At 56.1% G+C, this 24,323-nt stretch carries 17 protein-coding genes, 2 tRNA genes and 1 pseudogene; 10 read left to right on the forward strand and 10 right to left on the reverse strand.

The genetic code is table 11. The features are described 5' to 3' along the window. From CLOEV_RS05855 to CLOEV_RS05875, 5 genes are read right to left on the reverse strand one after another with little or no spacing between them, the layout of a single operon-like run. Positions 1-1,266 carry an SLC13 family permease gene (locus tag CLOEV_RS05855; RefSeq protein WP_084482201.1) on the reverse strand — a complete coding sequence of 422 codons (1,266 nt, stop codon included), beginning with the start codon at positions 1,264-1,266 and terminating at the stop codon, positions 1-3. 25 nt (positions 1,267-1,291) lie between these two features. Beyond that, positions 1,292-2,929, reverse strand: a complete 1,638-nt coding sequence (gene ilvD, locus CLOEV_RS05860; RefSeq protein ID WP_034442498.1) for a dihydroxy-acid dehydratase — start codon at positions 2,927-2,929, stop codon at positions 1,292-1,294. A gap of 5 nt (positions 2,930-2,934) precedes the next feature. Next, the gene (locus CLOEV_RS05865) at positions 2,935-3,822 is read right to left on the reverse strand and encodes an NAD(P)-dependent oxidoreductase (RefSeq protein WP_034442501.1); all 888 of its coding nucleotides are present in this window, start codon (positions 3,820-3,822) and stop codon (positions 2,935-2,937) included. A 5-nt stretch (positions 3,823-3,827) separates the two neighbouring features. Then, positions 3,828-4,640: a sugar phosphate isomerase/epimerase family protein gene (locus tag CLOEV_RS05870; RefSeq protein WP_034442504.1), complete on the reverse strand. Its 813-nt coding sequence runs from the start codon at positions 4,638-4,640 to the stop codon at positions 3,828-3,830. A gap of 1 nt (position 4,641) precedes the next feature. Next, positions 4,642-5,700 carry an Ldh family oxidoreductase gene (locus CLOEV_RS05875; protein ID WP_034442507.1) on the reverse strand — a complete coding sequence of 353 codons (1,059 nt, stop codon included), beginning with the start codon at positions 5,698-5,700 and terminating at the stop codon, positions 4,642-4,644. A gap of 127 nt (positions 5,701-5,827) precedes the next feature. Here CLOEV_RS05875 and CLOEV_RS05880 point away from each other — a divergent pair, with 127 nt between their 5' ends. From CLOEV_RS05880 to CLOEV_RS05890, 3 genes are all read left to right on the forward strand, one after another. Next, positions 5,828-6,694, forward strand: a complete 867-nt coding sequence (locus CLOEV_RS05880; protein WP_169732202.1) for a LysR family transcriptional regulator — start codon at positions 5,828-5,830, stop codon at positions 6,692-6,694. 451 nt (positions 6,695-7,145) lie between these two features. Next, positions 7,146-7,829 (forward strand): hypothetical protein, encoded by a 684-nt coding sequence (locus CLOEV_RS05885; RefSeq protein WP_008709753.1) that lies wholly within the window; start codon positions 7,146-7,148, stop codon positions 7,827-7,829. Next, the gene (locus tag CLOEV_RS05890; protein ID WP_008709751.1) at positions 7,807-8,118 is read left to right on the forward strand and encodes a hypothetical protein; all 312 of its coding nucleotides are present in this window, start codon (positions 7,807-7,809) and stop codon (positions 8,116-8,118) included. Before CLOEV_RS05885 ends, CLOEV_RS05890 begins: the two co-directional genes overlap by 23 nt. A 362-nt stretch (positions 8,119-8,480) precedes the next feature. Here CLOEV_RS05890 and CLOEV_RS05895 read toward each other — a convergent pair. The 3 genes and pseudogenes from CLOEV_RS05895 to CLOEV_RS05905 form a co-directional block, all read right to left on the reverse strand. Next, positions 8,481-8,557 (reverse strand) — tRNA-Arg (locus CLOEV_RS05895). Between the two features lie 14 nt (positions 8,558-8,571). Beyond that, positions 8,572-8,667, reverse strand: a tRNA-Ser gene (locus CLOEV_RS05900). Positions 8,668-8,787: 120 nt separating this feature from the next. After that, positions 8,788-10,020: pseudogene (locus CLOEV_RS05905) on the reverse strand (dicarboxylate/amino acid:cation symporter). Positions 10,021-10,263: 243 nt separating this feature from the next. Between CLOEV_RS05905 and CLOEV_RS05910 the strand changes: the two are divergent. The 5 genes from CLOEV_RS05910 to CLOEV_RS05930 are packed head-to-tail and all read left to right on the forward strand — an operon-like array spanning position 10,264 to position 15,853. Next, positions 10,264-11,862: a proton-conducting transporter membrane subunit gene (locus CLOEV_RS05910; protein WP_034442516.1), complete on the forward strand. Its 1,599-nt coding sequence runs from the start codon at positions 10,264-10,266 to the stop codon at positions 11,860-11,862. After that, positions 11,862-12,167, forward strand: a complete 306-nt coding sequence (locus CLOEV_RS05915; RefSeq protein WP_008709746.1) for a hypothetical protein — start codon at positions 11,862-11,864, stop codon at positions 12,165-12,167. The genes CLOEV_RS05910 and CLOEV_RS05915 overlap by 1 nt, the downstream gene beginning before the upstream one ends. A gap of 6 nt (positions 12,168-12,173) precedes the next feature. Further along, on the forward strand, positions 12,174-13,193 hold the full coding sequence (locus tag CLOEV_RS05920) for a hypothetical protein (protein WP_034442519.1): 1,020 nt from the start codon (positions 12,174-12,176) through the stop codon (positions 13,191-13,193). Continuing rightward, on the forward strand, positions 13,193-14,155 hold the full coding sequence (locus CLOEV_RS05925) for an asparaginase domain-containing protein (RefSeq protein WP_034442522.1): 963 nt from the start codon (positions 13,193-13,195) through the stop codon (positions 14,153-14,155). The genes CLOEV_RS05920 and CLOEV_RS05925 overlap by 1 nt, the downstream gene beginning before the upstream one ends. 21 nt (positions 14,156-14,176) lie before the next feature. After that, a complete protein-coding gene (locus tag CLOEV_RS05930) occupies positions 14,177-15,853 on the forward strand; it encodes a glutamine--tRNA ligase/YqeY domain fusion protein (protein WP_008709743.1) in 1,677 nt (558 codons plus the stop codon). Positions 15,854-16,016: 163 nt separating this feature from the next. Here CLOEV_RS05930 and glsA read toward each other — a convergent pair whose 3' ends face one another. Beyond that, positions 16,017-16,967 carry a glutaminase A gene (gene glsA, locus CLOEV_RS05935; protein WP_245591113.1) on the reverse strand — a complete coding sequence of 317 codons (951 nt, stop codon included), beginning with the start codon at positions 16,965-16,967 and terminating at the stop codon, positions 16,017-16,019. Between the two features lie 356 nt (positions 16,968-17,323). On the opposite strand from glsA, the gene CLOEV_RS05940 reads away from it, so the two are divergent. Continuing rightward, on the forward strand, positions 17,324-20,182 hold the full coding sequence (locus CLOEV_RS05940; protein ID WP_034442526.1) for a diguanylate cyclase: 2,859 nt from the start codon (positions 17,324-17,326) through the stop codon (positions 20,180-20,182). A gap of 88 nt (positions 20,183-20,270) precedes the next feature. Here the strand turns inward: CLOEV_RS05940 and CLOEV_RS05945 are convergent, their stop codons facing one another. Beyond that, positions 20,271-21,611, reverse strand: coding sequence for a glutamate--tRNA ligase (locus tag CLOEV_RS05945; protein WP_034442529.1), 1,341 nt, complete (start codon positions 21,609-21,611; stop codon positions 20,271-20,273). Between the two features lie 161 nt (positions 21,612-21,772). Here CLOEV_RS05945 and CLOEV_RS05950 point away from each other — a divergent pair, with 161 nt between their 5' ends. After that, positions 21,773-24,322, forward strand: coding sequence for a DNA polymerase (locus tag CLOEV_RS05950; RefSeq protein WP_034442532.1), 2,550 nt, complete (start codon positions 21,773-21,775; stop codon positions 24,320-24,322). The last annotated feature ends 1 nt before the right edge of the window (position 24,323 follow it).

Below are 24,323 nucleotides of genomic sequence, written 5' to 3' on the forward strand. Positions count from 1 at the left end.
CTATCCGCAGATAGGTTTGAATATGAACGCCGCAATGACAGCGACAAAAGCTACGAAACAGAATGAGAGTATGAAACATCTTGCAAAAAGCTTCTGCTGTTCCTTAACGTCGCAGCGCGCTTCCTGTGAATATACGGCCAGGATGAGGCTGCCTCCGGTCGAGAGCGGGCTGATCCCCGCAACGGTGGCGGCTCCCACTATGCCCATCGTCATTTCCATTACGCCCGGCATCCCGCTTCCGAGCTGCTGCGCGATCCGCGGCAGCGTCGGGATTAGCGTCGGGAATACGACTCCGTTTGCGGAGCTGAACCATGAGAGGATGCCTCCCGTCAGCGCCATCACCGAGGGCGCCGTCGCCTTGTTCATGACGGAGGCAAGCATGTTTGAAAGAAGCGCGATGCCGCCAAGTTCCTGCGTCACGTTCATCAGTACGGAGACGCCGGAGATGAGGATGAGCACGTTCCACTGGATGAGTTTGAGAGCCTTCTGCTCATTGGCCGCGCCGAAAAGCACGAGCACAAAACCGAGAGTGAAGGAGACGAGCCCTACGTCCCATTTAAGGAGGACTACGGCGCATACCAGAAACAGCAGCGAGGCAAGCCCCATTTTCTGCGAATTATTGAAGGCGGGCAGCGATTCGCTCTTTATAGTGTCATCCGGCGAAAGCCTATAACCTTTGAACCAGATATATGTGACCAGCGCGCAGAGGAAATTTACCGCCGTTATCCCAAAGAGCAGGATCCACTGCGAGTTCGGAACAGATATATTTTGCGCCGCAAACAGGTCGCTTATAATGATGCCCGTCAGCGCGATCGGCGATACGGTGCCGCCGACCGCCCCGAGAAACGCCGGCGTGGCGAGAAGCAGCGGGTCCACCTTCATCTGCACCGCGAGCGTGACCGCGAACAATATGGTGACCGCCTGCGCTGAGATGGCTCCGGGGCCGGCCGCCGAAAGCGCGTAGGCCGTTACGTAGAGAATGATCGGTATCAGAAACGCGTTCTTCCCGACCGCCGCGATTATCTTCTGCGAGAGAAGTTCAAGCGTCTTATTCTCCTGCAGGAGCGCAAAGAAGAACATCGTGCCAAGCAATGTGATGAACAGCTTTGTCGGGAATCCTGCGAATATCACTTTAAGCTTCAGGCCGCCGATAAGCGCAAGCAGGAGCACTAGCCCGAAGGCCGCTATCCCTACGTTTATCTTTTTTATGAATCCTATTGCAATCGCTCCGATAAGGAACCCGAGAGCTATTATCTGCATTGTCATTCAGTCCATCTCCTTTTATGTGTGATCAGAAAAGCCAGAGCGCGCCTTCATCCGAACCGCTGACGCATTCTCTGTACCGCCTGAGCATGCCTTCGGCTTTATGGTCGGGCCGCGCCGCGCTGCGGAGCCTTTCCCGTATCTCTTCGTCGGTCAGCTCGACCTGTATCGTTCCTTCGTCAAGGTCTATGTCAACCATGTCGCCGTTTCTTACCGCCGCGATGGGGCCGCCTTCCCAGGCTTCAGGAGATATGTGCCCGACACACGGGCCGCGCGTGGCGCCGGAAAAACGCCCGTCCGTTATCATGGCTGCCGACTTGTGCAGCCCCATCCCTACGAGCATCGCCGCGGGAATAGACATCTCGCGCATTCCGGGGCCGCCCTTCGGCCCTTCATAACGGATGACCAGCACCGAGCCGGGCTTTACCTGCCCGCCTTCAAGGTGTTTCAGAACGTCCTCTTCAGATTCGAAGACGACGGCGGGGCCGCGGTGTTTGAACATCGACGCCTCGACGCCGCTTTTTTTAACGACGCAGCCCTTGGGGGCAAGATTGCCGTAAAGGACCGCAAACGTCCCGTTTTTCAGCAGCGCATTATCTTCTTCACATATCACGGATGCGTCAAAGGGAGGGCGTATTTCGTCGCGCAGCGTTCCGCCTGTTATTCTTGGCGTGTCGAGGTCGAGATGAGAACGTATTGCCCACATAGTCGCCGGCACTCCGCCTGCGTTATGATAATCGCTCATGTTGAAGTCCGAGGACGGCTTGAACTTTGCGATAACGGGGACCTCTTTCTGTATCCTGTCGAAGTTCTGAAGCGTAAGAGGTATCCCCAGCGTTTTTGCGATAGCGAGCACATGCAGCGCCGCGTTTGTCGAGCCGCCCGTTGCGGAGATGTGCTTTATACCGTTTTCAACCGAGCGCCTGTTCATGAAATACGAAAAGGGCTTGCCTTCATGAACGAGTTCAACTATCCGTTCGCCCATATCACGCGCCTGTTTTGCCTTGGCGGACGAACAGAAGAACTCCGTCGCGGAACCGAAGGGGCAGACGCCCGCCGCCTCTGCGAAGACGGCCATCGTGTTTGCCGTTCCGTACATTGAACAGGTCCCGCACGAATGGCAGATATTAGCTTTGAAATCGCGGAACTCATCTTCCGTGACCGTTCCTTTTGAACGGCTTCCTATCGCCTCTTTAAGGTCGGAGGTGATATAGGTCTTTCCTTTGTTTTCATAAGGAACCATAGCACCAGCTGTCAAAAATACGGACGGGCGGTCAAGCAGCGCGGCCGCCATCAGCATGCCGGGGACGATCTTGTCGCAGGAGCAGAGGAAGACGAGGCCGTCGAAGCCGTGGGCGCGCGCCATCGACTCGATCGAAGCGGCGATAAGGTCGCGCTGCGGCAATACATAATTCATGCCGCGTATCTGCGCCATTCCGTCGCACGGCGCCGGCACGTTGAACTCCGCGGGCGTACCTCCGGCGGCCCATACTCCCTCTTTTACGCGCTCCGCCAGCTCCCGCAGCGGACGGTGTCCGGGGTTTACCTCGTTCCACGAATTGACGATCCCAATGAGCGGTTTTTCAATGTCTTTGTTGCGGAATCCCGCCGCGTTCATAAGGCCGATATAGTAAGCTTCCTGAGAGTTCGTGTCTGCTTTGATCATGACGGTCAGCCCTTTCTGAATTCCGTTCCCAGAAGTTTTTCAAAAACTTTTATCATAGCGCCTTTTCCGAGCTCTCCGTAGCCTGAACGAAGCGCCTGCTGGTAGGTCGCCGTGGCTGCGGCGAGCACCGGCATCGGGATCGACTGCGACGCCGATATCTCAGCGGCGCTGACAAGGTCTTTATATGCGTTCTTCATCGCGTATCCTTCTGAGAAGTTCCCTTCGAGGGCGCGGGGCAGGAAAAATTCCGAGGCGTAACTGCGCCCCGTGCCGCTGTTTATGACGGACGCCGTCTTTTCCGGATCGAGCCCCATCAGAGCGGCCATAGGAACGACCTCCGCGATCGCGGCGGCGTTGATGTCGAAGAGCAGCTGGTTGATAAGCTTCGTAAGCTGCCCGGCTCCGTTCTTTCCCATATAAAGGATATTTGTGCCGATCATTTTCAGCAGTGGCTCTATACGGCGGAAGGTTTCTTCCTTCCCTCCGCACATGACCGTGAGCGTACCGTCTATCGCGCGCGCCTCCATACCGGATATCGGGCAGTCCATGAACTCTATCCCGGTCTCCGCGCAGCCCTCCGCCACATCCATCGCGGCTTTCCAGCTGATAGTGCTGAGGTCAGCAAGCACAGCGCCCTTTTTCATTTTGGATATAAGCCCGTTTTTGCCGAGCGCGGTCTTCTTTACGATATCGCCGTTAGGGAGACAGAGAAAGATAACGCCGGCCTCGCAGATATCGTCGGTATTGCCCGTCGTCTTTACATTTTTCAGCCCGCTGAACTTCGCAAGGTTCGACTCGTTTATATCAAATACCGTCAGTTCATCGCCGCCTTTTGCAAGGTTCATCGCAATCGGCGCTCCCATCTTCCCCAGGCCTGCGAAAGAAATCTTCATAACTCTTACCTCCCCGTTTCTTGTTTGACGTTATTCAGGAAATCGAATGCACGCCGCGCGGCGGTCTCCTGATCCGGTTCCTGTTTTATTTCTGTTGAGTACCACCCGTCGTATCCGCATGCGGCGATAGTCCCGATGATCTCTCTGCACGGCATCGCGCCGTCTCCGGGCGCAAGGCGCTTTTCTCCCGAACAGTGCACGAGGCCGAAATCCACCGCGTTTTTAACTATTGAGGCAAATAGAAGCGGTTCGTTGATTTGCGCGTGAAACATATCGAAGATGAATTTCATATTCTCGATGCCGGCCTCCTTCTTAAAGCGCTGCGCCTGCTCCAGGTCGTTCATATAATTTGAATTTGACGCGCCCTGCGGCTCGACAAGGAAGGGAATGCCGGCGGTTGTACACTGCTCCGAGATATCCCTAAATGCTTTTTCGGCGTTCAGGAGAGAATCAGCCTCTTCTGAGACGCGGCCGCGGAAACTGCCGATACAGAACGGCGCGCCGAGCTCGGAGGCAAATCTTATAACTTCCCCGGCTCTTTCAAGCGCGGCTGCGCGGACCTCCGGGTCGGGCGACGAGATAAAGAGTTTGTCCGCTTTGACCGCCGGAGTGAGGCCCACCGCCGCGATCTTTATTCTGTATTTTCCGCAGAGACGCTTTGTTTCATCCGCAAGTTCCGGCGCAGGACGGCGCACCATAAGCTCGGCACCCTCGTACCCGATCTTCGCAAGCAGCGCGAAACTTTCTTCGTAAGGCCCGTAAAGCCCCATTATCCTGACGCCCGCGTCCGGCGTCGTCAGCGGGTAGCAGAGTCTCATATCAGTCGAACTTGGGGCCGAGAGCAATTTTATAAAGCTCGGCCGTCTGCCTGATATCTTTTACGATATTCTCTGAAAGCGGGATGCCGTTTTCCATGCGCGCCTTCGTCTTTTCCGCCTCCGGTTCGCCCGGCATCATGATCCTTTTGCAGCCGTCCGCTTTCGGCAGGTTTGTCAGCCTGCGGTAGAATTCGTCCATGCGCGCCGCAAGTTCTTCACGCGGGATAAAGAGGTCGGGCTTCATGAAGAAGAAGATATGCCCGACGTTCTGCGGAGCGCTGTGGTCGAAGTAGAGGCTCTTGACGTCGCCGCCGTAATTGGCTCCCGTGAACATGCCGCTCAGCAGATCCATCAGCATGGCAAGCGCCGCGCCTTTTGGGCCGCCGAACGGAAGGCAGACGCCTGCGAATGCCTTCTTTGCGTCGGTCGTCGGCTTGCCGTCGGAATCGAGCGCGAGCCCAAGCGGGATCTCTTCATTATTCGTTGCGGCGACTCTGATCTTGCCGCGCGCGATAATAGTCATCGCCATGTCGAGTATGTAATCCGGAGAATTTTTGCCGCCCGGTATGCCTGCCGCCAGCGGGGCCGCGCCGAGAAAGGCGACCTTTGCGCCGACAGGTGCAAGCGCGGGCGAAGAGTTGGTAAACGCCATGCAGACGTATCCGGCCTCTACCGCCTGCTGGACATAGGACGCTGACATTCCGAAGTGGGTGCTTTTGTGAACGCCGACGACGGCGATGCCCGTCTTTTCCGCAAGGGCGGTCCCCTCTTCAACGGCGCGGTGCGAGGCGAGGAATCCCATTCCGTCGTCCCCGTCCAACAGGATCGCGGCGGGCGCCGTCTGCGTGCTTTTTATCTCAGGCCGCGGGTTGACGACACCTCTTCTTATCCTTTCAAGATACATGGGGATCCTTGACACGCCGTGCGAAGTCAGGCCCCGGAGATCCGCCGATACAAGGTCGCGCGCGACCGTCCCCGCGTCTTCCTTCCTCAGCCCGCCCGCTTCAAAAAGTGAAGCGGCCATGCCGATCAATTCTCTGTGGCTGAACACTCTGTCCATCAGAATTCTCCTTTATTTTTATAATATTTTGTAAAATCTTTATATTGTTATTGTAGCGAGACTAAAAATTCTGTAAAATTGGATTAGTTCATTCTGACTATGCCGTTTTGGAATGGCAAAGGAGCCTATGATGAGAGAGATCGACTGGTACATCCTTGATTCTTTGATGCGGACGAAGAACATAACGAAAAGCGCCGAGGCGCTCTACATGTCTCAGCCTACGATAACAAAACGCATCATGAATATAGAAGAGCATTTCGGAGTCAAGCTCCTGAAGCGCACAAACAAGGGAGTCACGTTCACGCCTGAGGGAGAGTGCCTCGGACAGCGCGCTGCCGGGCTTGCCGCCTCTTTCAAACAAATAAACGAAGAGATGGAGCGTTTTTCATCTGGAAAATTCGGCGAGATACGGCTCGTCATGCCTAATTCGTTTGGAAAGTTCAAATTCCCGCACATTATAAGGAACTACAGCGCGCTCTGCCCCGGAGTATCTTTCAGCGTCCAGACGGCTCTCTCCGATAAAGTTTGCGGCGTCATGGAGGCGGGAGAGGCATCCGTCGGTTTTATCTGCGGTGATTATGCGTTTGCGGGCGAAAAATATGACATTTATGAAGAACAGAGCTTCCTCGCGTACGCGCGGAAGGTAACGCTGGGCGAGATCCCGGCGCTCCCGCGGATAGAATACGTTAAGGGAGTGTTTACCAAAAAGCTGCTGGACGGCTGGATCGCAGAGAATTTCCCTTCAAAGCTGCGTGTCTCGTTCTCTGTCGATAACGGCGACACAGCGCTTGAGATGGTCCGGAGCGGGCTCGGATACAGCTTCTTTTCCGCTGAGAAATTTCTCGAAAACGATAAGGCGCTTTTCAGGCTGCCGCTCTATAATAAGGATGGCTCTCCTCTGGTAAGAAAGACCTGGATGCTATGGTACAAAGACGATTATGAGAGATCGATGATCATAAAAAACTTCGTAGACTTTATGCGTTCAGAACAGTAAGGCGGCGGATCGCTTTTCAGTTCTCCGCCGCCCGTGATCGCTTTATTGCCTGTATTGTTAAAGCTCTTATTCCGCCGGCTTTACGCCTGTTCTTTGGCAGGCGCTAACGTCTGCCGCCGCTTTTGTCTTTTATTATTACCGGCGTTTTACACAACAGCCCGCGCGAATTCTCTTAACGCCTATCCTTTCAGCAGGGCAAGCAGTTCATACGGCCTCATAGCAGGCACCGATAACCCCTTCCTCCCCTGTAACTATTTACATCATAGTGTAAGGACCTTTGATGGCATTTGAGGCAGTCTGCTTTAAAGGCGTCGATTTGGAAAACTTACAAAAGGCTGGTGCGCGAGGCGGCGACACGGTAAAATGGCTGTGCGGCCGTGCTGTCGTCTTAAGCTTTGTTTTGCCGCGGGATATACGGGTATAATAGACATGACAGGCGGGGTTTGTTTGATTGGTTCAGCCGCTGCGGATGGGGATTGGGATGACGAATAGTCCAAAAGAAAATAGATCGAACGAACTGGAACAGATCAAAAACAATCTGTCGCCGGAGATAAACAACAAGCTTATGTTCCTGAAATGGCTCACAGACAGACTGGAGGAAAGACATATCTTGGGATGCCCGATTCTGGTCGGCGAGTCTGCCGTGCAGGTATATACTTTTGGCAACTACGGGTCAGTAGATCTGGATATACTCACCCATGACATAGACGCTACCGTAGATATTCTCCGTAATACAGGCTTTAAACTTTTTGGGAGACAATGGTATAGCTCAGAGCTGGATATTACCGTCGATATAGTGAGCGGAGAATTTCCGGAAAAACTGCAGAAGCTGAATTATCGGGGAACCGATATATTGCTTTCGAGCGTAGAAGATATGATCATCGACAGACTGACCGCCGCCGTATACTGGGGGGCCAGGCAAAACATACAGGCGAAAGATGATTTCCGATGGGCGGAACTGATGCTGGCGCTGTCCATTTCTTCTGAAAGCGCTTACTCGGCCGATATAGAGTATCTTAAAAAGCGGGCCGCGGAAGAAGATGTTTCCCCGTGGCTTGAACTCATGCTGGAAAAGCGCCGACAGAAGCAGGCGGCAGAAAAGAGGGACGACGATGTCGAATTCCACGAAAGATAGCGAAAACATTCTTACCGTCGACGAGCTCAAAAAGTCTCTGGAACAGCGCCGCCGGCTTCCTTCCCGCCGCAGACTGACGCAGCTGCGCGATTGGAGCGACGAGAAGCAGGAGTTCTTTCTCGAGCGTCAGAAACACGTCTGGGAGCTGCTTGAGAAAATCGGCGCGGTCAGAACCGGCGTGATATACTGCCCGAAAGACGGCTCTGCCCCATATTACGTTTCACAAGACGGCAGGACGCGCGCCGCGGCGGACGAATGCTTCCGGCAGCGCGTCAAAAAGAACGCCTGACAGGACGCAGTATCGGGCCCGCATCCTGTGCCTGTCATATGAAGTGTTACGAAAGTGGCCCATGACGGGTCCCTCTTTTTACCTATGCTTGGTATTTCACGCCAATAGGCCCACCGTTCCGCACGGTTATTGGAGGTCTCTGCTATGCCGTCCAATGCAAAAGGTCTCAGTGATCTCCTTGCCGGAACACTCCAACATGACAAGATTCCTCCCGGGTTAACGGATTACAGGGAAGAGTTTTAATGCTGTGGTTGGGGCGGTATAGGTCCTGGCGAGTTGACGCTTACGTTTAATTCGCGCCGCGGAGCCCAAAAGGTACAAAAAATGGGCTTTCGAATTTCTCGAAAACCCAGTGTTTGCAATGGCGCGCCGGACAAGATTTGAACTCGTAACCTTCGGATCCGTAGTCCGATGCTCTATCCAGTTGAGCTACCGGCGCGTTTGGCGTTTTTATGGCGGTGAGGCAGGGATTTGAACCCTGGAGGGAGATTTATGTCCCCCTACCCGCTTAGCAGGCGAGCGCCTTCAGCCTAGCTCGGCCACCTCACCAACGAGAGATATTCTATTACGCATCCCTATATTTGTCAACGCCTTTGCTCTCTCTTTCGTCTTAGAAAGTTATTTACAGTATATTTTAATAATTGAACAATCTCTGTGACCAGGGATCTTTTATAGCTTTTCGCCCTCCGTCTTCGCGATGACGGTCGAGACGCACATGTCTCCCGTGACGTTGACGCAGGTCCTCGCCATGTCGAGCACAGCGTCGATCCCGGCGACGAGCGCCATTCCCTCTATCGGCAGTCCGGCGGAGACCAGGACCATCGAGAGCATTATCAGCCCCGCTCCGGGGACTCCCGCGGTACCTATCGAGGCGAGCGTCGCGGTCATAAGTATACCGGCCTGAGCGCCGAGGCTGAGGTCTATGCCGAACGCCTGGGCGACGAAGAGCGCGCAAATGCCCTCGTATATCGCGGTGCCGTCCATGTTGATCGTCGCTCCGAGGGGCAGGACGAAGGAGGAGACGTCTTCACTGACGCCGAGGTTCTTCTATACGTTGTTCATGGAAATGGGAAGTACTCCCGCGCTAGTCCTTGTGACGAAGGCCGCGAGCATCGCTTCACGCACGCCCTTCAGGAACCAGAGGGGGCTTTTGTGTACGATTCCGGTAATAAGTCCCGAATAGACGATTACGACCTGCAGGAAACAGCCAAGATAGACGGCGAAGATGACTTTGGCAAAGGGGGCGAGGACCGCGGGGCCATATTTGGCCGCCGTGACGGCGATGAGCGCGAAGATACCGAGCGGAGCGGTCTTCATGACGATCGACGTGACTTTGAACATTACCTCGGCGAGTGACGAGTTGAATGCAAGGAACGCCTTGCCTTTTTCGCCGATTAGCGTAGCCGCGACGCCGAGAAACAACGCGAATACGATGACCTGCAGCATCACGCCGTTGACGAGCGCCTGCAGCGGGTTGGCGGGGAAGATGTTGAGGATCACGCTGAAGATGGTTTCAGGTTCTTTGGCCGCCGCCTTGGCTCCCTCGATCGCCATGCCGACTCCGGGCTGGATCACATTGCCGAGGATGAGTCCGATGATGATCGCCACGACGGTGGTCCCCAGGTAAAAAGCGACGGTCTTGACGCCGATGCGCCCCAGCACCTTGGGGTCGCCTATCGACGATGCTCCCATTATCAGGCTGGAGAATACCAGCGGTACGATGAGCATCTTGAGCAGCGCGAGGAAGATGCCGCCGATCAACTGCAGCACCGGAATCACGATATCGGCGATAAATGGAGAGCCCGTTGCCATCGGTCCTATGATGAATCCGAGGACAAGTCCTATTACGAAGCCTACGCCGATTTTTGCAATGAGAGACATTTTTTTCTTCTCCTGCATCATGTTCACTCCTTCAAAGATATAAGTATTATTTTAATAAAACGAAAGAACAAATTGCCGCATGACTATTCTAGCATAATTATTGATGGCGTGTTTATTTATGCGGCGTTAGTTTATTATGACGATATATTTTTTATGAAAAAAAAGTGCTCACTCTTTGATATAATTGCTGTTATGGTTTTTCTTGACCCCCTGCCGCCGCGGCGGGAGGGGGAGACCATATGTTATAAGAAAATTGGTGAGTCTATGAGTTTTCTGCTTCTGTTTAAATCGATGCCGCTGCCGTTTCTCACGCTGTTCCTGCCGCTTGCGGGCTCCGGCTGTTACGGTCTGCTCCTCCTATATAATAAATTTTTCTCGAGGCGGCTGGGTCGTACCTTGGTCCTGCCAAAGGTATGCTATAAGCTTCCTTTTCTCATTCTGCTCGTTGCGGGCACCGTGCTTTCCTGCCTGGTCTGGATGAGCGTGAGCGGCTCCTACAGTCCGCTCTATGTCTTTACCAGCACCGGCTGGTCCAACGTCCTCACGAGCGAGTCGGTGAAGAACGCGCAGGCGGTGCTTCGTATCGACGCCTTCGGGGCTATTTCCGCGGCGCTTATGAGCTTTGTGGCGCTGACGGCCGGTATAAGGGCTCTCGCTGACCGTCAGAATCTGATAACGCCGCGTAAGGTGTTCTTTTTGCTGCTTACCTGCGCGGGTATTCAGGGAATTTTTTACCTGAACAATCTTGTGCCGTTATTTCTGTTCATGCTGCTTACTCAGATCGGAGTGACGGGCCTTTACAGCAATTTCGCTACTAAAAAGAGGGAGGGCGGCGAAAGCGTTTTCTATTATATATCGCGCGTACTGCTGTTGGCGATGTTTTTGGCCGGCGTCATACTGTTGAGATTTAAATACGGCACTGACAACATCAACCTCCTCGCCTCCATGATCGCCCCCGCAAACGAGACCCTGTGGGCGTTTATTTTTCTCGTGGTGCCGCTGCTCTATATTTTTGTAAAGCCTTCGCCCTATCTGCCCGACGCCTCCCGCAACTGTTTTTTCGGGATCAGGACGCAGGCCTCGTTATTCATCGCCTTCCGGGTGATCTTCTCGCTTTACGGCCCGATGCAGGGACTTCAAAAGGTCCCCATGCTGCTCATATTGCTGGGCTTCGCGGCGGTGCTGCTCGCGCTTGTCCTGTCCTGCGGCGCTAAAGATCCCGAGCGGTTTATGAATTCGATGGTCTTCTATATGAAGGGGATGATCCTGATCTCCATCGGTATCGCTATGGACGGCACCTTCAGCGCGGAACGCGCCGCCCTTTACGGTGTGAGCGCCATTGAGGCGATGATCTCGCTCTGGCTGATGTTCCTTCCCGTCTCCGCCGCCCTTTCGATAATAACGGTATTTCTCAAACAGAGCTACGAAGGGCGCGAATTATGGCAGGAGGGGGCGCTGCTGAAACGGATACCTTTCACCGCCGTCGCCCTTTTCATCGTCATCGCGGTACTTGCCGGACTGCCTCCCCTTATCGGATACAGCGGCAAGCAGCTGCTTTTCCGTTCGGCAAACTTTATGAGCCCATTCGTACTTACCTCGCTCTTTCTGTTTACGGTGACGATGCTGCTCACGGGGCTACGTTTCCTCATCACGCTGACGATCGGCAAGGTCTCCCAAAAAAGGGATTTCAATTTCAGCGGCGAAGTGACGATCGCCTTTCCGCTGTTCCTGCTGTTGATGCTCTTTATCACGACGACCGTGCTGCCCGGCGAGCTATTCGAGGAGTCGGTGGCGCCTTCCGTCGAATCGCTGATCAACCGCACGGCCCCGTCCGACCTGACGCCTGTGGAGGTAAGTAAATAATGATGGCCTTCAGAATTTCAACGGGATTCTTCATCTGGGACGTGTACCGGTGGCTGCTGGTTTTTCTCCTCTCCGCGCTTGTCGCCTGGTTAGTCGTCAATATTGCCGTGAGGCGCCGCGGCGGCAGGCTCTTTCCCGAGCCGGCGCACAACATGCAGGAGCACTCCGGCGTCTTGCCGGTGGAGCGCTTCATCGCCGGCTTCAGCCGGATATTTATCGAGCCGTGGGGAGAGCTTCCCTCCTGCGGCCTCTTCGGGATCGCGGCGCTTTTGATACTGTTTGTGACCGCAATATTTTTAGGGTGATTTACAATGATTGATTTTTTTTCGATGATCTTTAAATATTTCAACGCCTGGCTGCTGATGGGATTTGCGCTCGTCACGGCGATCGCGACGGAAAAGTTTTACCTGCTGTTGCTTTCGATCATGCTGAGGAAGCGGCGGTTGGAGGACGGCGCGCCCGCTGTGAGAGGGTTGCGCGCCATCTTTCGCCTGGAGATCGGGCTGCCGGAGAGCGCCTCGGTCAATATCGCCCTCTACGCTCCCGCTTTGGCGGTCGCTTCGCTGATGACGGTCTGCGCGAGCCTGCCGTACTGCACGTTTATTCCCATCATCGACAACGGCTCCGATATTATCCAGCTGGTGCAGTTCATGCTGCTTTCGGAGATATTCGCGCTTATCTCGCTTTACGCTCTCGGGTCGGGGACCGGCAACGAGATCGCCCGCAGCGAGATGCGCGGCATGCTGCGGCTGTTGGTGCCGCTCATGGCCTGCTGCGCCTCGCTGGCCTCGTTCTTCACGAAGAACGGCCTCGACAGCGACCCCTTCAGCCTGAACTCCTTCTCCATGACCGGACACTTCGCCTCTATGTCGCAATGGGGCATATGCGGCGTCATACTCTTTGTATTCGTGATATTGAGCCAGATCCCTCACAGGAGCATCTCCGCGGGAAGCGCCCTCTTTATGCACGGTGAATCGCCTGAGTACGCGGGCGCGCCGCGGGGAATGCTGCAAATATGGTCGGTCTTCCGGGCCTTTATCGTGATCTCTCTTGTAACCTACATACTGTTCCCGTCGGATATGATCGCCACGATAAGCGAAGGGCTCGGCATTTCATGGCGCGGCCAGGCGCTTAACTTCATCATCTTCTGGCTCGCGGTCGCAGCCGCGCGCCTCATTTTGGTGCCTGCCTGCTGGATCACGGTACAGTGCGCGGAAAACAGGCTGCCGAAGCCGATAAGGGGCAGCCTCATCCCCATTTTGACGGTGGCCGCCATGCTGCTGCTCTGGTACGAGGGCATACTTCTCTCACAGGAGGCCGCGTCGTTCTGATGAAAGACGTACTGATAATTTCCACAGGGGGCACAATCGTCTCCCTGGACCACGGCAGCGGAGCCGTTCCTGACGCGGAGGCGGCGCTCGGCGTTCTGCGAAAGGCGGGGGAGTTCCTCCGCGAAAAAGGATATTCTTACAGCGTGGATCTTATTTTCGGAGACGCCGGATGCGACAGCTCAGACATTTCGCCGGCTGAATGGATGCGGCTTACGGAGAAGATAAACGAAGCCGTATCGCGGGGCGTAACGAAAATCCTCGTGATCCACGGGACCGACACCATGGCCTATACCGCCGCCTGGCTCTCACTGACGGCCGACCCGGCCGCCGCCGTGGTGCTTACTGGCAGCCAGCGGACGCCGGAGGCCCCGGACTTTGATGGCGAAGCGAACCTCTGCGGCGCGGCCTCCCTTCTCTGTGAAACGGACTGCGGCGTATATATCCACTTTGACGGTGTAAACTATGAGGGGCCGTTCGTCCATAAAGAGGACGCCGAAGCGCTTGCCGCCTATACGTCGACCGGGCGCGGAGCCGCGCCGCGTAATTACGGCCGCCGGATCTCCATGCCGAAAGATGGCGGCTGGCGCAGAGCCGCCGGAGAGATGGAGCTTGTCGTTCTGCACCCGGCCGCTTTGCCGCATTTTGAACCACGAAAGATAATCATCCTCGCCGGATATGGCGCCGGAAACATGCCGCAGCGGCTGCACCGCCTGATGGCTGAAGTATTTCCGGACGACGGGCGCAGGCCGCTTGTCATCGCCGCGAGTTCCTGCGCGCGCGGCAGGAAGAACCCGTCCTTTTACGGCGGCGTCGGCATCGCGGAGCTCGCGAAAAATAAATTTACCGTTTTTAGCCAGGGAAGCTATTCCCTTGAGTTCCTTATTGCATTATCATATCTCTCATTATTGATATCTCCGGAATCTCCGGAGAATATTTTGCATTTATATCTTGAAAAACTTTAATAGACAATTGGAGGCGGCCTAATGGCTTCAGAAAACAAAAACCAGAATTTTATCGAAGAGATAATAACCAAAGACCTCGAAAACGGCACGGTCAAAGGGGTGATCACGAGATTCCCTCCCGAGCCCAACGGTTATCTCCATATCGGGCACGCGAAATCCATCTGTCTCAACTTTGGCATGGCGGAACAATTTGGCGGAAAATGCAATCTCCGCTTCGACGACACGAATCCCGCGAAGGAGGAGACGGAGTATGTCGAGGCGATCATGGCGGACGTCAAATGGCTCGGCTTTGACTGGGCGGAGCTGCGTTATGCCTCCGACTATTTCGAGCAGTTCTATGAGTGGGCGCTGGAGCTCATCAGGGCCGGAAAAGCTTATGTTGACGATCAGAACGCGGACGAGATCCGCGCGAACCGCGGAACGCTGACGAGGCCCGGCGTCGATTCGCCCTACAGGAACCGCGGCGTCGAGGAGAATCTCGCGCTTTTCGCGAAGATGACCGCGGGGGAATTTGAAGAGGGCAGCCACGTCCTGCGGGCGAAGATCGACATGGCAAGCAGCAACCTCAACCTGCGCGACCCCGTCATCTACCGCATACTCAAGCGCGAACACCACCGTACCGGCGCCAAATGGTGCGTCTACCCGATGTATGATTTCGCGCATGGCTATGAAGACGCCATCGAAGGGGTCACCCATTCGATCTGCACGCTTGAATTTCAAGATCACCGCCCTCTTTACGACTGGTTCATCGCCAACGTGGATGTTCCCCATGTGCCGCATCAGTATGAATTCGCGCGCCTCAACCTTACCTATACGGTGATGAGCAAACGCAAACTGCTGGAGCTTGTATCGCTCGGCATCGTCGACGGATGGGACGATCCCCGTATGCCGACTATATCCGGCTTTCGCCGCCGCGGCTACACCGCTTCCGCCATCCGCCGCTTCTGCCGTGAGATCGGCGTCGCGAAGGCCGACAGCATGGTAGAGGTCGAACTTTTGCAGCATTGCCTCCGCGAAGAGCTCAATAAGACGGCGCGGCGCGGTATGGCCGTGCTCAAGCCGCTTAAAGTGGTGCTCGAAAACTGGCCCGAGGGCTTTGTTGACGAGCTTCCAGCCGAGAACAACCCCGAGGATGCCGGGGCCGGCAGCCGCACTGTGAAGATAGGCAAAGAGCTCTACATCGAACGGGACGACTTCATGGAAGAACCGGTGAAGGGCTTCTTCCGCCTGTCGCCCGGCAAAGAGGTGCGCCTCAAGCACGCCTACATCATCAGGTGCAATGAAGCGGTAAAAGACGCCGCCGGCAACGTCACCGAGCTGCGCTGTTCCGTCGATATGGAAAGCCGCGGCGGAGACGCGCCCGACGGACGCAAGATAAAGGGCACGCTCCACTGGGTCTGGGCCGGGGACGCCGTAAAGGCGAAGGTCAACCTTTATGGGCATCTCTTCACCCTCCGCAATATGAACGACATGGAAGAGGGCAAGGACTACAAAGATTATCTCGACCCCCAGTCGCTTGTGGTCGCGGAGGAGGCCCTCGTCGAGCCGTCGCTCGCGCAGGCCGCGCCGCTAGACAAATTCCAGTTCCTGCGTCACGGCTACTTCTGCGCGGACAACGTCACGACGCCGGAGCGCCCCGTATTCAACCTGACGGTATCGCTGAAAGATTCCTGGGGCAGGGAGCAGAAAAAGCAGTAAGTTTCAGGAAAATACAAGAATAAGGGAATCAAGATGGGAGGCCGCAGGGTAAAGCGGCCTCCCATCTTGATATCGTTATCGTGTGAAGATCATCGGCGTATACCTGAGCCCGCCGGCCGTCTGCTCCGCCGAGGCGGCGGTCAAACCGAGCTTAGGGGATCCATCATCTGTTATGTTTGCCGAAGCCGCGCAGGTCCAGTTTTTCGGAGAGCAGTTCAAGGGCCTTTATCCCCGCGACGGAGTTGCCCTTGGCGTCGAGCGCCGGTGAAAATACGCCGATGCCAATCCTGCCGGGAACGGCGACCAGAATGCCGCCGGAGACGCCGCTTTTGCCGGGAAGGCCGACGCGGACGGCGAATTCCCCCGAACCGTTATATAGTCCGCAGGTACTCATCAGCCCCATGAGGGTAAAGACAGTCTCCTTTTGGATGACGCGTTCCCCCGAATGGACCGCGACGCCTCCCGCGGCGATCATCGCGCCGATCTTAGCGAGGTCGCCGCTCGTACAGCGCAGGCTGCACAGAGCGAAATAGAAATCGAGGATGGATTCGACGTCTCCGTGGAGAAATCCCATGCTCTTCATGAAGAAGGCCAGCGCCCTGTTCCGGTCGGCGCTGCGTTTTTCCGAGGAAAATACCCGTTCGTCAAAGCCGTTTTCCCGGCCGGTTACACTCTCCATAAAGGATAAGAGCCTCTCGACGGATTCCTCTTTGTAGGCTTTGTGGATGAGCGAGCAGACAGCGATCGCCCCCGCGTTCATGAACGGGTTGGAGGGCTTGGATGAAGTCATCTCGATACGCATGAGAGAGTTGAAGGAATCGGCGCTCGCCTCCATGCCGACATGGCGGAAGACGTTTTCCCTGCCGAAATTCTCGATCGCGAAGGAGAGGGCGAGTATTTTTGAGATGGACTGCATGGTGAAGAACTGCTCCCTGTCGCCGGTCTCCATTAGCGAAGAATCGATGCCCTGGCAGCTAAGAGAGAAAAGTTCCGCTGACATTAGCGAGAGTTCCGGGATATAGTCCGCTACTTTTCCGTCGGCGGACATGACCCGGGCGATATTCCCGACGCCGTTCAAAAGCTGTTCATTCAATAAATCGCACCTATTCTCCATGATCTGCTCCTTTAAACGATTTTTCCCGCGCGGTTTTGCCTGTGCGGGCCCCGCCTCGTGCCGGTTGTCCGCGGCCGATGCGAAAACATCCGCAAAAAACCCTGCCCGCACCGATGTCGGGCTTCCATACCCCATACTACGACTTAAAAAGGATCTCCGCGAACATTATAGCAAAGGCAGCCCGTGGGGAATAGCGTTTGGAATTTATTTTATCCGACGCCATCAGCGCATGTCGGTGCGCCGCGCGCTTTGCCCCGGTGGTGAAATAATTTGATATAATAGTAAAAATAGGTATTTTAAGTGAAGCTTTTGTTGACCTGCATTGCGTGTATATTTTCCCGGAGAGGACTTTTGTCATGAAAAAAACGAGCGTTCTTATTGCATTTCTTTTTGCCGTTGTCGTCTGTGCCGCCGCGTACGCCGATATGCCGAGGACGGTGAAGGTGGGGTTCTTTCCTTCGGGGCGTTTCAACGTTTATGACTCAAGCGGGAATATGACCGGTTATAATGTGGATTATCTCGCGCATGTCGCACGCCGGGCCGGATGGAGGGTGGAGTATGTAAGGGCCGACAACTGGAGCGCGGCGCTGAAGATGTTTGAGGCGGGGAAGACCGATATCCTGGCTCCCGTACAGCTTAATCCGGAGCGCGGCAAAAGGTACGCCTTCTCGATCTATCCCAGCGGCAATACATACGGCGCGCTGATCACTCTCAGCGGCAATAAGGACATCGTTTATGAGGATTTTAAAAAATTCGGCGAGATAAAGATCGGTTGTCTGAAAAACTATGTCCTTCGCGAAGAGTTCAAGAGTTACGCGGCCAGGAACGGCTTCGTCCCGCGTTTTGTGGATTTTCGGACCCCGCCCGCGATGTTCGCGGCGCTGGCGTCCCGGGAGGTCGACGCCGTGGCGACGAACCTTACGGCGATGACCGGCAGGCATAAGATGCTGGCGAAATTTTCCCCGGCGCCCTTTTACTATGTCACGCAAAAATACAACTCGGAAGTACTGCGGGAGCTGAATGAGGCTGTGATCGCGCTCAAGCTTGAGGACCCCGATCTCGAAAACAGGCTCAACCGGCATTACTACGGCTTTCAACAAACATATCCCTATTCGCGCGGCGAGCTTGATTTTATTTCCGGCGCGCCGACGCTCAATGTGGCGCTGCCGGCCGACAGCGCGCCGCTCTCCTACAAAAACAAAGAGGGCGATATGTGCGGGATAATCCCGGACATTTACGCGCTCGTCTCGCGCGAGAGCGGCCTGCGCTTCACCTTTACCGCCATGGGGATGCCGGGAGGAGAGACCGCCGCGATAAAGGCTGGCGGCGTTGATCTCATCGGCGCGGCTGTAAATTATAAGGGCAGCGGCGTCGACGGCGAGCTGCGCCAGACCTCTCCCTTCATGACCACTTCGACGATATTCGCCGGCAAACCCGGGCTGCGTTTCACCTCGGATTCTCGTCTTAAAATCGCCGTTGCCGACGATGTATCCCCGGCGAGCGAAAAAAATATCAGAGCCAGATATCCAAACAGCGAGATGATAAAATTCCCCTCCCCGGCGATGTGCATGGACGCCGTGAAGAACGGCGTCGCCGACGTTGCCGCCAATAACGTCTGCGTGATCGGCGCGCTCCTTCAGCGGCCGAAGTACGGCGGCATCGTCACGATCTCCACCACCGCCGCGGAGGAGCAGCTGACGATGGCCGCGGCGGCCGAGAGCGACCCCCGGCTGTTGTCCATCCTCGACAAGACGATCAAAAATTTTAACGGGCAGGCGGTGGAAAATATAATCAACGCCCACACCATCGCCAGGCCGAACGCGATAACGCTTGAAGACCTTTTTTATAAGTATAAGACGACGATCTTTGTAATGCTGTTTTTTCTGGCCGTCTGCCTGGGGCTGCTCTGCGCCGCCTGGGAGGAAAAGAGAAAGAATATGCGCCTTACGGAAGAGAACGCGGCCACGCTGAAGAACATATCCAACAATATCAACGGCGGCGTGATAACGCTCTCCGAAATGGGACGCTTTTGCATAACCTACGCCAATGACGGTTTTCTTGGCCTTGTGGGGTATTCGCGCGGGGAGTTCGATCAAAAGGGGCCGGATAAGTGTGTCGCCTACATTCATCCCGACGACGCGGAAGAATTTTGCCGGCGCTTCGGGAAAGACAAAGAGGAGGGCGAGTGTATCTCGATGGAGCTGCGGATCATGAACGTCAACGGCAGCTTCGTCTATACGCTGTTCAGGGGCACGGCCGCGAAAAACGCGCACGGGGACACGATCCTTTACTGCGTGATGCTGGATATTACGGAAGAGAAGAAGATAAGCGCCAGGCTAAAATCTGAAATGGAGAGATATCAACTCGTCGTTGAGCAGTCGAACGACATTATCTTTGATATCAACGTTGAAGACCGCCGTATGCTCTGTTCGACAAAATACAGGGAGGTCTTCGGCGGCAAAGAGCGGGACGAATACCCCGGAGATACGTTCGCCGACAGTTTTACCATCCATCCGGACGACATGCCGGTCTACGAAGAGATGCTGGAAAAACAGCGGCGCGGAGAGGGAACGCTGATCCGCAGGCTGCGTCTTCTGAACAAGAAAGGCGATTTTATCTGGTGCGACGCGCAGATATATTCTGTGATCAAGAACGGCGTGCCGACGCGGATCGTCGGCAAGATAACCGACGTCTCAACGGAGGTCCGCGAGCACGAGCGTCTGAAAAAACTCTCACAGAGGGACCCGCTGACCGGCCTTTACAATAAGGGCGCTTTCAAGGCGGCGGTGGAGACTGTGCTTGAGAACAGCCGCGACATTGGCGGCGCCGTCTTTTTCATGGATTTGGACAATTTCAAGAGATACAACGACACCTTCGGCCATATGGCGGGCGACGACCTGCTCCGCGAAACCGGGCAAAAGCTCAACTCGCTGTTTCGCAAGGACGACGTGATCGGCAGATTCGGCGGAGACGAATTCTGCGTCTTTATGACCTCGGCGCCTCGGGGCGTTGTGGAAAAGAAGGCTCAGGAGATGCTGGAGGCGCTTGTCGCCGGGCAAGCGGCCCCCGACGGCAGGGAGATAAAGATTACCGTCAGCATAGGGGCGGCCTTAGTTTCGCGCGACGGCAGGGATTACGACCTCCTGATGGAGAAGGCCGACACCGCGCTCTACCGCGCAAAAGAACTGGGTAAGAACAACTACGTGTTGGTCTGACCGGGGCGTTCCGCGGGCGCCGTATGCTGGCGATGATTCAGAGGGGCCTCCAAATTCACGGGAGGCCCCTCTTTAGATCGTTATAGGATCAAACCAGGCCGTAGAACTCAAGTCTCTTTTTTGTCTCTTCTTTTCCGAGCTGGCTTGCCACTTCGAATACTCCGGGGCTGACCTTGCGGCCTGTGAGGGCCCAGCGCATCGGCGTCGCGGATTCCTTCATCGAGCTCTCGTTGGCGGCGAATATCTCCTGCGCCCGCTCGTGGAGGTGTTCCGGCGTGCCGTCGCCCCAGGCGCCGAGAAGCTCGCCGTAAATTTTTCTGAGCTTCGGGCGCAGCTCTTCTTTGATATCGCCGCCGTCGTAACGTTCCCGCACTTTGGCGAAGTCGAGGAAATAGTCGCTGTATTCGGCGACCTGTATCGTCGTCTGGCCGCGTCCGCCCATTGTCTTGAGCGAGGCGGCGAGGTAGCCGTCGCCGAATTTATCGACGGGCAGGCCCATCCGTACCCAGAAGGGACGTATCACCTCAAGCAGCTTTCCCGGCGCCATGCGCTTCATCTGCTCCTGGTTTATGTGGTTGAGCTTGTCGATGTCGAGCACAGCCGGTTTTCTCGTGACGTTTTTGATGTCGAAGAGCTCCACCGCCTCTTCGCGGGAGAAGACCTCCTCGCCGCTTCTCGGCGACCAGCCGAGCAGCGCGAGGAAGTTGAATACGCCGTCGGGAAGGTAGCCCATGTCGTTGTATTCAAAGACGCTTGTCGCCCCCTGGCGTTTAGAGAGTTTTTTCTTGTCTTTGCCGAGGATCATCGGCAGATGCGCGAAGCCCGGGGCCGCAAAGCCGAGGGCGTCGTAGATGAGGAGCTGCTTAGGCGTGTTGATCACATGATCCTCTCCGCGGATGACCATGTTTATCCCCATCGTGTAGTCGTCGATGACGACGGCATAGTTGTAGGTCGGCATGCCGTCGCGTTTCATAATGACGATGTCCTTTATCGTGCCGTCCTGGTTGACGGAGGCGTTCTCGCTTTCTACGTCGATATCTCCGTAGACCTCGTCGTGGAAGTGAATATGCTTGCCGGGCTGTATTTTGAAGAAGACGGCGCCGTCCTGTTCGTAGGCTTTGCCCTCGTCCAGCAGCCGGTCGGCGTATTTTTTATAGAGGTGCATACGTTCTGACTGGCGGTAGGGGCCGTAGTCGCCGCCCCTGTCCGGCCCTTCGTCCCAGTCGAGCCCCATCCAGCGCATACCGTCAAGGATGCTCTGCTCGTATTCCTTCGTCGAGCGCTCCATGTCGGTATCCTCGATACGAAGGACGAAGGTCCCGCCGGTGCGGCGCGCGAGCAGCCAGTTGAAGAGCGCGGTATGCGCTCCGCCGATGTGGAGCGATCCTGTCGGGCTCGGCGCGAATCTTACTCTTACCTTATCGGTCATTTATTTTTCCTCCCCAGAATTTTTACATATTTTATGCGGCGGCAACAAGAACAATTCCTTTAAAATGGTCTTTGGAGTATTATAGACGAACCGCCGGAGCGGCGTACAGACTTATTGCCACAGCTAACTATTATATCCTAAAGACAGCGAGGATGGGCTACATGAAAAAACAGATGTTATTGATAGACGGACACGGGCTTGCGTTCAGGGGGTTCTACGCGCTGCCGGAGAATCTTGCGGCCGCAGACGGCACGCCGACGAACGCCGTTCTCGGGTTTATGAATATGCTGATGAAGGCGCTTGAGGAATGGCCCTCGGAGGGGCTGGGGATATTCTTTGATGTAAAGGGACCCACCAAGCGGCATGAACTTTTTGAGAATTATAAAGAGGGACGCAAGCCGACGCCGGAGTCTTTCAAGGTGCAGCTGCCGCTCATCGTCGAGCTGTGCCGGCTGATGGGGATGCCGGTCTTTATGCGCGAGGGGGTGGAGGCCGACGACTGCATCGTCTCCACCGCGGCCGCCGGCGCGCGCGGCGGCTGGGGAGTGAGGATACTGTCCGCGGACAAGGACCTCTTTCAGGTGATAAACGGCGATATCGAAGTTATCCGCCCCTCGCGCGGCGTCACCGATTTCAGCCTTTACGACGAGGAAAATTTTAAAGAGAAATACGGCTTTGAGCCGCCGCTGATGGCCGACTACCTCGCGCTTGTGGGCGACGCGGTGGACAACATTCCCGGCGTTCCCGGCATCGGCGACAAGACGGCGAAGGAGCTGGTCGGCAGATACGGTTCGCTGGAAAAGATTTATGAAAACCTTGACACGGTCGCCAAAGCGCGCCGCGGCAAGCTTGAAGAGAACCGCGAGCTCGCCTTTCGCAGCCGTGAGCTGATCGTCCCGCAGCCGACCGAGGCGGTCCCCTTTGACGAACTTACGGTGCGGGAGCCGGATCTGGAAGAATTGCTGAAACTCTGCCGCCGGCTCGGGCTCAAAAAACTGACGGAGCGCTTCTCCGGCGATGCAGGGCAGGCCGCGGCCGGCTCGGCCATGGGCGTCCTTGATGGTGAGATAGAGGCGTCCGACGTTTCGCTTGACGAACTGCTCGCCTCGGATGAGCTTGCGGCCGCGCCGGCGGCGCTCATGCTGGGCGGCTTCGCTCTCGCCGACCGGAGGGGCCGGTGCGCGAACCTTGACCTGTCCTCCGCCGAAGAAGTCGAAAAATTCCGCGGCTGGACGGAGCGCGGAACGCTCACTCTGTACGGCTGCCGGACGCTGATGTCGCTTTATCCAGAGCTGCCGCTGCCGCCGTTTGAGAGGATACATGACCTGGAAGTCGCCAATTACCTGCTTCACCCCGACCGCGGCGGCGCGAAAGGCATCGCCCGCGCGATCGGCGGCCCGCTGCCGGAGGATCAGGAGCTGGCGCTGCGCCTTTTCGATCTCTACGCCCTCTTTGAGCCCGACTTAAAAAAATACGGGCTTGAGAAGGTGATGTTGGGGATAGATCTGCCTCTTTCCAAAACCCTCGCGAAGATGTACCGCACGGGGATACACGCGGACGCGGGGATGCTCGCCGCCGTTGAGGGAGAACTGTCCCGGAACATCGCCGCGGCGGAGGCGGATATCGAGAGCTATGTCGGTGAAAAGATAAACCTCTCGTCGCCAAAGCAGGTGAGCCAACTGCTGTTTGAACGGCTGATGCTGCCGCCGATAAAGAAAAACCATAGAGGCTATTCGACGGACGCCTACGTGCTCGAAGAACTCTCAAAACTGCCGGAGCCGCTCTGCGTCGTACCGCGGAAGATAATAAACTACCGCGAAGAGTCAAAGGTACAGACAGGCTTCGTGCAGCCCTTCCTGAAGTTGAGCCGCGAGGGCGGCGGCTTGATCCATTCGACCTTCGACCACCTTTCCACCGGCACCGGACGCCTGGCGAGCAAAGACCCCAACGTGCAGAACATGCCGGTATTCGGCGAGTGGGCGGACCGCTTCCGCGCCTGCTTCACCCCGCGCGGCGTTGATTCCGTCTTTGTCGCGGCGGACTATTCGCAGATAGAGCTGCGCGTCCTCGCTGACCTTACGGGGGAGGAAAAGCTGATACAGGCCTTCCGCGACGGGCAGGACATACACCTTGAGACGGCCTCATGGGTCTTTGGGCTGCCCTCGGAGGATATCACGCCGGAGCAGCGCCGCTTCGCCAAAGTGGTAAATTTCGGCCTCATATACGGTATGAGCGCCTTCGGCCTTGCGCAGCGCCTGGGGATCCCGCGCCCCGAGGCCGCCCGCATGGTGGAGAGGTATTTCAGCGTGCTGCCGAAGGTACAGAAGTATATGAGCGACAGCGTTGCGGAGGCTAAGGAGCGCGGCTATACGATCTCGCACTTCGGGAGGATACGCCCGCTTGCCGAGGTTAGCACCATCGAGGGACGCGGCAACAACCCGCTCAACCGCGTCGCGGTCAACTCCCCGCTGCAGAGCACGGCGGCCGATATCGCAAAGGTCGCCCTCTTCCGTTTCGACGACGCTCTGGAAAAGGAATTCCCCGCCGCGAAGACGGTGCTTCAGATACACGACTCCATCGTCTGCGAATGCCGCGAGGAGGAGGCGGCTGCGGTGGAGAAGCTGCTGGTCAAAACGATGGAGGCGGTGGACGTCCTCAAGGTGCCGCTCAAGGCCGAGCCGAAGCGCGGACGGTCGCTGAAAGAGGTATAGC

The organism is Cloacibacillus evryensis DSM 19522, assembly GCF_000585335.1.
In the GTDB taxonomy this organism is placed as follows: Bacteria; Synergistota; Synergistia; order Synergistales; family Synergistaceae; genus Cloacibacillus; species Cloacibacillus evryensis.

What these genes read in the sequence shown, in the direction of transcription:
- CLOEV_RS05855 (WP_084482201.1), bottom strand. Translation starts at nt 1,266, where the DNA reads ATGACAATGCAGATAATAGCTCTCGGGTTCCTTATCGGAGCGATTGCA.
- ilvD (WP_034442498.1), bottom strand. Translation starts at nt 2,929, where the DNA reads ATGATCAAAGCAGACACGAACTCTCAGGAAGCTTACTATATCGGCCTT.
- CLOEV_RS05865 (WP_034442501.1), bottom strand. Translation starts at nt 3,822, where the DNA reads ATGAAGATTTCTTTCGCAGGCCTGGGGAAGATGGGAGCGCCGATTGCG.
- CLOEV_RS05870 (WP_034442504.1), bottom strand. Translation starts at nt 4,640, where the DNA reads ATGAGACTCTGCTACCCGCTGACGACGCCGGACGCGGGCGTCAGGATA.
- CLOEV_RS05875 (WP_034442507.1), bottom strand. Translation starts at nt 5,700, where the DNA reads ATGGACAGAGTGTTCAGCCACAGAGAATTGATCGGCATGGCCGCTTCA.
- CLOEV_RS05880 (WP_169732202.1), top strand. Translation starts at nt 5,828, where the DNA reads ATGATGAGAGAGATCGACTGGTACATCCTTGATTCTTTGATGCGGACG.
- CLOEV_RS05890 (WP_008709751.1), top strand. Translation starts at nt 7,807, where the DNA reads ATGTCGAATTCCACGAAAGATAGCGAAAACATTCTTACCGTCGACGAG.
- CLOEV_RS05910 (WP_034442516.1), top strand. Translation starts at nt 10,264, where the DNA reads ATGAGTTTTCTGCTTCTGTTTAAATCGATGCCGCTGCCGTTTCTCACG.
- CLOEV_RS05915 (WP_008709746.1), top strand. Translation starts at nt 11,862, where the DNA reads ATGATGGCCTTCAGAATTTCAACGGGATTCTTCATCTGGGACGTGTAC.
- CLOEV_RS05920 (WP_034442519.1), top strand. Translation starts at nt 12,174, where the DNA reads ATGATTGATTTTTTTTCGATGATCTTTAAATATTTCAACGCCTGGCTG.
- CLOEV_RS05925 (WP_034442522.1), top strand. Translation starts at nt 13,193, where the DNA reads ATGAAAGACGTACTGATAATTTCCACAGGGGGCACAATCGTCTCCCTG.
- CLOEV_RS05930 (WP_008709743.1), top strand. Translation starts at nt 14,177, where the DNA reads ATGGCTTCAGAAAACAAAAACCAGAATTTTATCGAAGAGATAATAACC.
- glsA (WP_245591113.1), bottom strand. Translation starts at nt 16,967, where the DNA reads ATGGAGAATAGGTGCGATTTATTGAATGAACAGCTTTTGAACGGCGTC.
- CLOEV_RS05940 (WP_034442526.1), top strand. Translation starts at nt 17,324, where the DNA reads ATGAAAAAAACGAGCGTTCTTATTGCATTTCTTTTTGCCGTTGTCGTC.
- CLOEV_RS05945 (WP_034442529.1), bottom strand. Translation starts at nt 21,611, where the DNA reads ATGACCGATAAGGTAAGAGTAAGATTCGCGCCGAGCCCGACAGGATCG.
- CLOEV_RS05950 (WP_034442532.1), top strand. Translation starts at nt 21,773, where the DNA reads ATGAAAAAACAGATGTTATTGATAGACGGACACGGGCTTGCGTTCAGG.